We start from the raw sequence: 5,708 nt of genomic DNA, 5'->3' as shown, positions 1-5,708 counted from the left end.
CGCTAGCTTGAGGTGCTAGTGCCCTTTATCGGGCGTGGGGGTTCAAGTCCCCCCTCGGACACCAGCTAAGACCCCAGTTCATCTGGGGTCTTTTTGCTTTTCTGGGCTGTGGCGCGGCCAACCGCGTGACCAACGGCCCAGCGAATCCCCAGGTCCGATCGGCCGCGCGATCCGCAAGAGCGCCCCGTTCCTCGAAACGGACGCCCCGCCGACCGCCGGGCGGCCTGCATTCGTCGGCTGAGCTCGGAGTGATGGCGCTGTGGACGGTCGCGCTGACGGGGACGGCGGTCCGCTGGTTCCGCCGGGAGTGACGGAGAGCGGAGCGATCCTGCTCGGCATTCCGCGTTGCGCCCGCATGGTCGCACACGGCCCCCCGCGCGGTCGCACGTGGGCCAGGGCAGGGGACAGCACCCTTGGTGAAACGGTTCATTCCTCGCCAACGTCCAGCAGCACGGAGGCCATCGCCGAGCGAGGAGTCCCATGAACCGCACACACGCCCAACCTGCCCTGGTACGAGGACAAGGGTCCCGGATCGGGCGGGGTGGAACCGCGAGCCTGGTACGCGGGGTCGGATGCCGGGCGGATGCCGCTGAACGGGGAGTGGCGCTTCCGGCTTCTCGCCAGTCGCCGCCACGGAGGACGAGTCGTTCGTGCGGCCCGGTTTCGATGCCCGGGACGGTCGCGGGTGACGCTGCCGGGCGTCCGAGGTCGCGTGCCCGTGCTGTGGAAAGATGGTGTGTTCGGGGGAGCCACGGGGCAGCTGCGGATGGCTTTTGGAGACGATACGAGGAGCCTGCACCATGCTCACCGCTGTACCGGTCGGCGCACCCCGGTGAGGGGGCGCGCGAAGCCCCCGTCGGCGCCGCTGCCGCAGCGGGACGGGATCGATCCGGTGCGGCTGCGGCTCCCCGGGGATCCGGACGGCCGGTGGGCGACGGTCCGCGATCATCTGCTGGCGCGGTTCGCGGGTGCGATCGGGGCGGCGCGGGTGGACTCCATGCTCGCCGAGGGCCGGTTCGTCTCCGTGCAGGGCCCCGTGCCCGCCGACGAGCCGTACACCACGGGCCGGTACATCTGGTTCCACCGGGATTTCGCGCCGGAGGAGCCGGTGCCTTTCCCGGTCGGTGTCGTCCACCGCGACGAGCATCTCGTCATTGCCGACAAGCCGCACTTCCTGGCGACGACACCGCGCGGCCGGCACATCACCGAGACCGCGGTGGCCCGGCTGCGCCGCGAGCTGGACCTGCCCGGGCTGCAGCCCGCGCACCGGCTGGACCGGCTGACCGCGGGCCTCGTCCTCTTCGTCGTACGGCCCGGGGAGCGGGGCGCGTACCAGACGATGTTCCGGGACCGCTCAGTGCGCAAGGAGTACGAGGCGGTGGCACCGTACGACCCCGAACTGGTCTTCCCGCGGACCGTACGCAGCCGCATCGTCAAGGAGCGCGGGGTCATCGCCGCCCGTGAGGAGCCGGGCGAGCCGAACAGCGAGAGCCGGATCGAGCTGCTGGAGCACCGGGAGGGTCTCGGTCGCTACCGGCTGCTGCCCGCCACCGGGCGCACCCATCAGCTGCGGGTCCATATGAACAGCCTGGGGCTGCCGCTCATCCATGACCCGGTCTACCCGGTGGTCCGGGCAGAGGGTGCGACCGACGAATGGTCGCACCCTCTCCAACTCCTCGCCCAAGTGCTGGAGTTCACCGATCCAGTCACGGGCGAGCCGCGCCGCTTCGAGAGCGGGCTGCGGCTGCGTGCATGGCCCGGACCGGTGAGCCGCGGTTCTCAGTGACCGCGGGCGATCCACTCGTCCAGATGCGGGGCCTCCGCGCCGATGGTCGTGGAATCGCCGTGCCCGGTACGGACGGTGGTTTCCGGCGGCAGGGCGAGCAGCCGGTCCCTGATCGACGCGACAATCGTCGGGAAGTGCGAGAAGGAGCGCCCGGTGGCGCCGGGCCCGCCCTGGAAGAGCGTGTCACCGGTGAAGACGGTGGACAGTTCGGGGGCGTACAGGCAGACAGCGCCCGGGGCATGGCCCGGGGTGTGCAGGACGTGGAGCGTCGTTCCGGCGATCTCCAGCTCCTGACCGTCGGCCAGTTCGCCGTCCGGGGCGCGGTGCGGGTGGGTCTGCTTCCACAGCGGCAGGTCGTCGGGGTGCAGCAGGACCGGTGCACCGGTGGCGTCGGCGAGGGCCGGGGCCGCGTCGATGTGGTCGTTGTGCGCGTGCGTGCAGACGATGGCGCGCAGCGTACGGCCGTTCAGCGCGGCCTCGATGGCGGCGGCGTCATGGGCTGCGTCGATGACGATCGCCTCGGTGTCGTCGCCGACGATCCAGACGTTGTTGTCGACGTCCCACTGCCCGCCGTCGAGGGCGAAGGTGCCGGAGGTGACGAGGTGGTCGATGCGGGTGGCCATCAGAAGACCACCACCGAACGCAGCACGTCACCCTCGTGCATCCGGGCGAAGGCCTGCTCGATGTCGCCGAGTCCGATGGTCTCGGTGACGAACGCGCCGAGGTCGATCCGGCCCTGCTGGTGCAGATCGATGAGCATCGGGAAGTCGCGGGAGGGCAGGCAGTCGCCGTACCAGGAGGACTTGAGCGATCCGCCGCGGCCGAAGACGTCGATAAGCGGCAGCTCCAGCTGCATCTCCGGGGTCGGGACGCCGACCAGGACGACGGTGCCTGCGAGGTCGCGGGCGTAGAAGGCCTGCTTGTACGTCTCCGGGCGGCCGACCGCCTCAATGACGACGTCCGCGCCGTTGCCGCCGGTCAGGGCACGGATCGCCTCGACCGGGTCGGTGGAGCGGGAGTTGACGGTGTGCGTGGCGCCCATCGTCTTCGCCGTCTCCAGCTTGCGGTCGTCGATGTCCACGGCGATGATCTTCGCCGCGCCGGCCAGCCGCGCGCCCGCGATCGCCGCGTCACCGACACCGCCGCAGCCGATCACGGCGACCGAGTCGCCGCGGCCGACCTGCCCGGTGTTGATGGCGGCGCCGATGCCCGCCATCACGCCGCAGCCGAGCAGCCCGGCGACGGCCGGGGACACCTCCGGGTCGACCTTGGTGCACTGACCGGCGGCGACGAGGGTCTTCTCGGCGAACGCGCCGATGCCGAGCGCGGGCGACAGCTCCGTGCCGTCGAGCAGCGTCATCTTCTGCTTGGCGTTGTGGGTGTCGAAGCAGTACCAGGGGCGACCGCGCAGACAGGCACGGCACTGCCCGCACACGGCACGCCAGTTGAGGATGACGAAGTCGCCGGGCGCCACGTCCGTGACCCCTTCGCCGACGGACTCCACCACGCCCGAAGCCTCATGGCCGAGCAGGAAGGGGAAGTCGTCGTTGATGGCGCCCTGCTTGTAGTGCAGATCGGTGTGGCAGACGCCGCACGCCTGGATCTTCACCACGGCCTCGCCGGGGCCCGGGTCCGGGATCACGATCGTCTCCACCCGTACCGGCTCGTTCTTCCCCGGTGCGATGACTCCTTGCACCTGCTGCGACATACCGTGGTCTCCCTGTTTCCGTCATTTCGTGAAGATCGAACACGAACAACCGTACGCCCCGTGAGAGTGTCACGGCGGCGCGCCGCGTTGGCGGGAAACGGCTGGCGTCCACTCGTGGGATCTACCGGTTTCGGTCAGATGGTGCGCTGCACTGAACTACGCCGGGTTCGCTGGGGTCCTTTGGTACAGAGGGACCACGGAACCGATACCTGCGGGGGCAGGGGTTCCGTGGTCCACCCGCGGAGGGATGACGGATCATGGGGGACGTACCTTGACCGAAATTGCCGAGATCACGGAGAAGACCAGCCGACGGACCATCGCACCGGGACCGGCTTCCGGGACGACCGCGCTCGGGGCGCCGGTCGGCGGACTCGTGCCGTACACCGACGCGTTGCCCGTTCCGCCAGTGCTGCGCCCGCAGAGCGGTGACGTGCTCCGGGAGACCGAGATCGCCGTGTCACCCACCTGGGTGCGGCTGCACGCGCAGCTCCCGCCGACCCTGATGTGGGGATACAACGGCACCGTGCCGGGGCCGACCATCGAGGTGCGGCGCGGGGAGCGGATCAGGATCGCCTGGACCAACCGGATCCCGAAGGGGAGCGAGTACCCGGTCACCGCCGTGGAGGTCGGCCCCGTGAAGCAGGGCGAGCCCGCCCCGCACAACCGGCCGGGACGCGACGGTGTCGAGCCCAATGCGGATGTCGCCGCGCTGACCGCCTGGACGGTGACCCATCTGCACGGTGCGCAGACCGGTGGCGGGAACGACGGCTGGGCGGACAACGCGGTCGGCTTCGGCGACGCACAGCTGTCGGAGTACCCGAACGACCATCAGGCCGCCCAGTGGTGGTACCACGACCACGCCATGAACATCACCCGGTGGAATGTGTACGCCGGGCTCGTCGGTACGTATCTGATCAGGGACGACGAGGAGGACGCGCTCGGTCTGCCGTCCGGTGACCGGGAGGTGCCGCTGATCCTCGCCGACCGCAACCTGGACACCGATGGCGACGGCCGGCTCAACGGGCGGCTGCTGCACAAGACGACCGTGGTCGTCGAGGCCGACCCGGAGACCGGGAAGCCGGTGTCCCTCCCGTTCCTGGGCCCGTACACGACGGTCAACGGCCGTATCTGGCCGCACATGGACGTGGACGACGCGTGGTACCGCTTCCGGCTCGTGAATGCCTCCAATGCCCGGATCTACGATCTGGTGCTGGTCGACGACGAGAACAATCCGGTTCCGGGGGTGATCCGGCAGATCGGGAGCGACGGCGGGCTGCTGCCGCGCCCGGTGCCGGTCGATTTCGACGAGGTGCTGCCGAAGCTGACGATCGCCCCGGCCGAGCGGATGGACCTGCTGATCGACTTCTCGGCGCTGGCCGGGCGCCGGGTCCGACTGGTCAACCAGGGCAAGCTCGCGGCGGGGGTGCCCGACCTGGCGTCGAGTGTGCCGTTCCCCCAGGTGATGGAGTTCCGCGTACGGGAGACGGGGCGGCAAGACGACTTCGAGCTGCCCGAGGTGTTGTCCGGTTCCTTCCGCCGGTACGAGCACGGCCGGGTGGAGCACGGGCACCGGCTCGTCGTGCTGACGGCGCCGGGGACGGTCGGGGGCGGCGGCCACCCGGAGATCTGGGAGATGACGGAGGTCGAGGACGTCAGCGACGTGCAGGTGCCGTCGGACGGTGTCGTCCAGGTCCAGGGCGAGGACGGCACGGTGCGCACGTACCGCAGGATCGCGCGGACCTTCAACGACGGACTCGGGTACACGGTCGGCGAGAACACGTTCGAGCAGTGGTCGTTCCTCAATCTGGGCGCCCCGACGCACCCGATGCACATCCATCTGGCGGACTTCCAGGTGATGGGCCGGGAGGCGTACACGTTCGACGGCTTCGATCCGGCGCTCGGCGGAACCCGCTCGCCCGTCATGTTCGATCACGGCACCATGATCCCGACGGCGCCGAACGAACAGGGCTGGAAGGACGTCTTCCGGGTGCCTCGGGGACAGTTGGTGAAGGTGCTCGGGAAGTTCGACGGGGCTTACGGGCGGTTCATGTACCACTGTCATCTGCTGGAGCACGAGGACATGGGCATGATGCGGCCGTTCGTCGTGATGCCGCCCGAGGCGATGAAGTTCGACCACGGCGCCGGGCACGGTGGTCATCACGGGCACAGCGGCTGACCCTGCCGCGCCGGCGACCCCCGCGGGATCGTTCCGCG

4 protein-coding genes are annotated in these 5,708 nt (G+C 69.9%); 2 read left to right on the top strand and 2 right to left on the bottom strand.

What is annotated here, in order from left to right; genetic code table 11:
* Window positions 1-832: 832 nt before the first annotated feature.
* A complete protein-coding gene (locus ABTZ94_RS35905; RefSeq protein WP_351207385.1) occupies window positions 833-1,786 on the top strand; it encodes a pseudouridine synthase in 954 nt (317 codons plus the stop codon).
* Here ABTZ94_RS35905 and ABTZ94_RS35900 read toward each other — a convergent pair.
* Window positions 1,780-2,409: an MBL fold metallo-hydrolase gene (locus ABTZ94_RS35900; protein ID WP_351207383.1), complete on the bottom strand. Its 630-nt coding sequence runs from the start codon at window positions 2,407-2,409 to the stop codon at window positions 1,780-1,782. The genes ABTZ94_RS35905 and ABTZ94_RS35900 overlap by 7 nt on opposite strands.
* Window positions 2,409-3,494, bottom strand: a complete 1,086-nt coding sequence (locus ABTZ94_RS35895) for an S-(hydroxymethyl)mycothiol dehydrogenase (RefSeq protein ID WP_351207381.1) — start codon at window positions 3,492-3,494, stop codon at window positions 2,409-2,411. Before ABTZ94_RS35895 ends, ABTZ94_RS35900 begins: the two co-directional genes overlap by 1 nt.
* Before the next feature lie 271 nt (window positions 3,495-3,765).
* Here ABTZ94_RS35895 and phsA point away from each other — a divergent pair, with 271 nt between their 5' ends.
* Entirely contained in the window at window positions 3,766-5,670 is a 1,905-nt protein-coding gene (gene phsA, locus ABTZ94_RS35890) for an O-aminophenol oxidase PhsA (RefSeq protein ID WP_502967365.1), read from the top strand.
* Window positions 5,671-5,708: the final 38 nt, after the last annotated feature.

Source organism: Streptomyces sp. NPDC002785, from assembly GCF_040295565.1.
Classification (GTDB): domain Bacteria; phylum Actinomycetota; class Actinomycetes; order Streptomycetales; family Streptomycetaceae; genus Streptomyces.
Note: the sequence above shows the minus strand (reverse complement) of the source record. Positions and strands in the feature narration are given on the sequence as shown.